Origin of the sequence: Tritonibacter sp. SIMBA_163 (assembly GCF_046535935.1) — a bacterium.
GTDB classification, from domain to species: domain Bacteria; phylum Pseudomonadota; class Alphaproteobacteria; order Rhodobacterales; family Rhodobacteraceae; genus Epibacterium; species Epibacterium scottomollicae.
Map to the genome: position 1 here is coordinate 1 of NZ_JAWJBP010001590.1, position 228 is coordinate 228.

At 71.5% G+C, this 228-nt stretch carries 1 protein-coding gene; it reads right to left on the minus strand.

Going from position 1 to position 228, the window contains the following annotated elements; translation table 11 throughout:
• On the minus strand, positions 1–228 hold a 228-nt coding region (locus R0J92_RS27620), incomplete at both ends, for an MBL fold metallo-hydrolase (protein WP_411054029.1).

A 228-nucleotide genomic window follows, 5' to 3' on the forward strand; every position in this document is an offset into this window, starting at 1 on the left:
GGCGCCGTCGGCCAGGCCGAAGGCATGGTCTGGATGCGCGTGCGTCAGGACGATGGCGTCCGGTGCGATGCGGCCCAATTCGCCGCGCCAATCGGCGCCGCAGTCCGGCATGATGCGCTGTCCCGCCGCCTCGATCAGCGCGGCGCTGTGCCGCCGGTGCCGCCGGTTCTTGGCGTCGATGTAGGCGCGGGTGCCAAGAAAGGTCAGGCGCATGCGCGTATCGGGTCC